This is a genomic window from Psychrobacter sp. CCUG 69069 (assembly GCF_021023115.1).
In the GTDB taxonomy this organism is placed as follows: domain Bacteria; phylum Pseudomonadota; class Gammaproteobacteria; order Pseudomonadales; family Moraxellaceae; genus Psychrobacter; species Psychrobacter namhaensis.
The window spans coordinates 1-4813 of record NZ_QQAI01000033.1; the positions used below are offsets into that span (position 1 = coordinate 1).

Annotated in this window: 6 protein-coding genes; all 6 read right to left on the reverse strand. The window is 41.1% G+C overall.

Translation table 11 applies throughout. From position 1 onward, the window contains the following. Positions 1-173: 173 nt before the first annotated feature. Positions 174-1097, reverse strand: coding sequence for a replication initiation protein RepM (gene repM, locus DVY93_RS12245; RefSeq protein WP_230711031.1), 924 nt, complete (start codon positions 1095-1097; stop codon positions 174-176). A 762-nt stretch (positions 1098-1859) separates the two neighbouring features. After that, the gene (locus DVY93_RS12250; protein WP_201569649.1) at positions 1860-2120 is read right to left on the reverse strand and encodes a hypothetical protein; all 261 of its coding nucleotides are present in this window, start codon (positions 2118-2120) and stop codon (positions 1860-1862) included. 640 nt (positions 2121-2760) lie between these two features. Next, positions 2761-2976 carry a hypothetical protein gene (locus DVY93_RS12255; RefSeq protein ID WP_230711033.1) on the reverse strand — a complete coding sequence of 72 codons (216 nt, stop codon included), beginning with the start codon at positions 2974-2976 and terminating at the stop codon, positions 2761-2763. After that, a complete protein-coding gene (locus tag DVY93_RS12260; RefSeq protein WP_201560071.1) occupies positions 2957-3208 on the reverse strand; it encodes a hypothetical protein in 252 nt (83 codons plus the stop codon). Before DVY93_RS12260 ends, DVY93_RS12255 begins: the two co-directional genes overlap by 20 nt. Positions 3209-3221: 13 nt before the next feature. Beyond that, positions 3222-3770, reverse strand: coding sequence for a hypothetical protein (locus DVY93_RS12265; RefSeq protein WP_230711035.1), 549 nt, complete (start codon positions 3768-3770; stop codon positions 3222-3224). Beyond that, positions 3739-4494: a YagK/YfjJ domain-containing protein gene (locus tag DVY93_RS12270; RefSeq protein WP_230711037.1), complete on the reverse strand. Its 756-nt coding sequence runs from the start codon at positions 4492-4494 to the stop codon at positions 3739-3741. The genes DVY93_RS12265 and DVY93_RS12270 overlap by 32 nt, the downstream gene beginning before the upstream one ends. Between the last annotated feature and the right edge of the window lie 319 nt (positions 4495-4813).

Below are 4813 nucleotides of genomic sequence, written 5' to 3' on the forward strand. Positions count from 1 at the left end.
CAACTGTGTATGAAGTATAGATTAACCAATATAAGCTACTGTTTAGAATGTATTTACAATAGGATTTGCCTAATACGCATTTGACAGCCCTTTCTTGACGTTCTAGCCGTCTGTAGTACCTCACTATCAAAACTGAATTGCGAGGCTGTCAGCGTCAATCTGTGAGCACTTTTTTACTTAACCTTGCTCTTTGATAATTGATAACCGACCTTTGCTAAGTGCTTGTGATATTTCTTTTGCTTATCAGCGTCTTTGAGGTCATCGGCTATGATTGCCGCGAACTGCTCAGCACTTGCACCCATTGGCGCATTACTGCCAAGCTCAGGTAATGCAGCTAACTTTTTGCTGAATGTTTTGATTTGGCTGTCAGTCATTTTGATATAACTGTCATCTTTGACGATTGGCTCAGGTGCTTTCTTTTGCTTGAATTTGAATGATATTGCTGTAATGGTGCGACCTGTTTTGTGCTGCTCATACTTGACCGTTATATCTGTATGCTCGTTAATTTGACTGACTGCAAGGTCTAGCACCCTAGCTTTGAAATGGTGCATTCTTTCATATTCACCATCGAGAACGCCTAGCTTGTTTCTAAGGTCTGCTAGCTGCATAGGTGTGATAGTGCCAGTGCTACGAAAGGCAATTAGCAGCTCATACAGACGCACTGCATAGCCACTATTTAGGTTTGCTACTTGCTCTATGGTGTAACTGGTGTAGCGTCCTTCTAGCTCAGTAATTAGCGGTATGACTGACTGAGCAAAAACAATTTCAACGGTTGCCGTTTCATTGATATAAGCGACCTCACTAACCCATCGGCTAGTAACATTTGCAACGCCTCTAGTGCGTTTTTCTTGATAACTAAATCTACGCTCAAATAGGTTCTTACAAGCCGTCTGCAATGCCTCATAAGCAGCACTACGCTTTACATTGAAGTGTGTCATGTAACTGTCAGCACTAACCACCAGTCGCTTGTCATAGTTGCCGTCATGGCTGTTTTGCCGTGCCTCTAAGATTGCTAACAAGATTAGTCGCTGCTCAGACAATCCGAGGCTGTAGCTTGCATTGATTAATGCGGTATCTTTGACGACTAACTTTGACATGATAGAACACTCAATAACGATATTAAAACACGTTATCATAAGTTGTGTTTTATTGCACGGGAAACGTGTGCTTATTGCACGGGAAACGTGTGCTTATTGCACGGGAAACGTGTGCTTATTGCACGGGAAACGTGTGCTTATGAACGCTGTAGGCTATGAGTGGTAAGGTCTGCGAGGGAGCTAATAAATAAAAAACATTAATAAATAAAAAATAAGACTAACTGCTTTTTGTTTGTTGATAACTCAGATTTGAATTATTGGTCACTGGTGAAGTTATTAACCAACCTCAGATAATCATCAGATAATAGCCAACTGCTCAGATTTGCCCTATAAGGTGCTTTAACTGCTCAATAGGTAACTTAGTACCACTTTACCCTTAGAATTGAAATGCGAGCCGTTTAGACAGCAAATTGCTACTATCTCAGCTCATATCATCGGTGATTAGTTTGGCTATGGAATGACGAGGCAATGAAATTATCAGATAATTATCACTTAGACTTAATATTGAGTGTTCAATGATAATAATGGGTAATTACTATCGTTTAATCATCAAAGATAGTCTATTGATAGAATGGCTATCATTTACTGATTTTATGTTTTGGGTATAGGCTAATGATAGGCGATTGAATGAATATTGATTGATTGCTGAATTTGAAGTGTGAAGTTTTGGGCAGTGAGATAAATAACCGCCTTTACCTGTGCAGAAAGTCTTTTCTTACGATGTCCGAAAATCATTTTTTAAGCAATAAAAACCCGCTATAGTTAGTAGGCTATTTTACTAAAAATTACTTCTATGTCTGTTAACGGTACTATTTTAATTGGCACAGCATATAACCATTGCATACCGCCGTCACAATAGAAATATCCGTTCTGATATTTTACGATGTAAGCTGTAAAGTCGTTGCCATTTAGATTACTTGTTGCTTGTTTATCACTATTATCATCAACAGCACACCATATATTTTTATAATCGTGCTCTAGCATGGCTCGTGTTAAGTTACTTCCTTGTAATTTATTATGCATGATACATTTTCATCTCCAAGCAGTGCCGCAATAAGTTCCCACAGTTATAGCAAATAAACAATATTTTGTATATTTATAATTATAAATATACAACTTTGGATAACCCCCCCCCCTTATTTTATAGTTTAGTTCCTATACTAGAACACAAACTGTCGTCTGTACGCCCAGTGGTTACGGTGTTTCTTGAATTTATTTATTCTCAATACCAACAATAATACCAACAATCGCTTTTTGTTTTGCCTGATCGTGGTCTGTTTTGACGTTCACCATCATGGTGAGTGAGTGTTAATTTCTCGAGGTCATCGAAACGGTGGTCTCGTTTAATGTCCCCACTTTTGGGGGTGTCCTAAATTCTACGATACCCGATCACAATCTGTGACTTGGATTATCCAATCACCATTGGTGACTAGGGTGTGAACGTCCAGTTTTGGATAGTGGAATAGATAGTCCCCAGTGGGGGTTATGCTCAATAAATCGTGTTCGGTGCGCTGTAGAGGCATCGAACTGTCGGCTGTGTCCCAAGTGTTTTTGGGCTGTTCAGGTTTTATTGATTGTCTTTTAACAATGCTTTTAACATCGTTTGGCTGTCGCTACCTTGATTTGAATGTCAGGTTTTATCAGGTTCTAACGTGTCCGAAAACTAACACACCCTGTCAGGTTTGCGAGCGTCTTTGACATTCACTATCACACTAACTGGCTGCACCTCGTTATCATCAGTAACGCCCTTATCTAGCCCTAGCAGCTTTGCTTTTGACATGGTAGCAGCAACCATAGCAGATGCTTGTCCGTTAGCCTTAGCGGTCAATCTAGCATCGTCTAATTCTGTCATCAGGTCATCAATACTCATCTTTTGCATGGCTTATCCTTTGAGTTAGCAACTGGTCATCGTTTGCCAATTCATTCATCAGGTCACTAATGGTCTGCACCGCATCGGCATTTACGTCTTTTAACTGTGGTCTGTCATACCCTGTCAGCTTTGCCATAGTAGCAGTGGCTTGTATCATTGCAGACGGTTTGCGGTCATCTATGGCGATTTGCCTTGCCTGTTCTAACTGATCGAGTAAGTCATCTAATGTTAATCTGCTCATAGCTTATCTTGCCTCAACTGGTGCAACCGAGTTTATCGAGTGTTTGCTGCCATATCTTAGCCGTCACTCGCTCATGCTCATTCACTAGCCTTTCATACGTGCTGTGGTGCATACCTTTAGGTCGTTCACCTATGCCATGAGCAACACCACTTTGCCACCCTAAACGCTGCCTGATTGCGTCTGCACGACTGAATAATCTATCAATGGGTTGCTGTAGCTGTGAGCCGTAAGGAACGCTCAGGCAATGCCTACAGACGTAAGTCCCTGCACAATACAACACTGCTACTCGCTTGCTGCACGAAGGACATAGCCACCAATGGCGGAAGTTACCATAATTGCATGATGTTTTTGTTAGCTGCACAGAGTATCTGTAAGACTTGCCACGATACGAGTAATTTAACTCAATGCTGCTTGCCTTGCCTGATTGCCTCAACTGGTCACGATAGCGTGAGATACTCAACCGAGGGTAATTACTCAGGCTTGAAGTGGTCGCTAGTGCTGCCATGTTTTCCCCTGCAACATCGAAATGATTAAGCAAATAACGGTAACTGTCGTTCGTCATCGGTCATCATGTGAAGTGGTTTTTCTGTGGCTGTGGTTTTTGGTGTGACTTGCTTTGCTCGATTTGCTTTGGCTGCTATCGCTTTTTTGTAGTCATCGCCTGCAGTGAATATTTGCCCATGCTCGTTCAATCGTGGCTTGATACGGCTTGTTTGATATGAATTGGCGCGTTCAGCTTTGATTGTTTTGCCACGCTCTTTGGCTAAGTAAGATAGACGTTCGAATGCCTCTTTATAGGTGCTGTAATCGCCTTTGGCTAAGTCTGTACGCTTGATTAGGTATGATGCGTTATCACAATATCCGATACTTAGTTTTTGATGTTTTGCCACCTCATCAGCCATTCTTAGCAGCTCCTTACTCACTCTAGTGGCATTGCTACCATCAACCATGACAGCCAAGTGATAATGCTGCTTTTTTACTTTCTCAACCTCACGACACCAAATAGTACCGACATTCTTTGTTTTGTAATTCCTTTGAATGCGTGACACGTAGCTACGTAAAAACCTAGTCATCTTTTCATTGGTTGGACTGTGCGCGTCAACATGAACGTCCATTCTAAGTATGAACACCCTATTGTGATGTGACAGCATTGCGTCAATCTCACGCTTAAATCTTTGCAATGGTTCAACGTAGCAGTTGTATATCTTGCCGTCTTTGCCAGTGTTCAAAATAGGCAACTCTAAACCGTCAATAATTACGGTTGGTTCGTTCGTAAGTTCTCGCATTAACAAAACCTTATCCAGTTGGAAATGAAAATCCGCGTGAGCCTGCACCGACTAATCAATGTTAAATGCTCTAAGGAGATTAAAGGGAGTGCTGGAAGTCATAAGATAATATTTAAATCCCAGTTATTTGCCATTTTCAGCCCTTGATACACAGTGCTATTGAGCTTGATATTACCCTAAATATGCGCATGACAACTGTGTATGAAGTATAGATTAACCAATATAAGCTACTGTTTAGAATGTATTTACAATAGGATTTGCCTAATACGCATTTGACAGCCCTTTCTTGACGTTCTAGCCGTCTGTAGTACCTCACTAT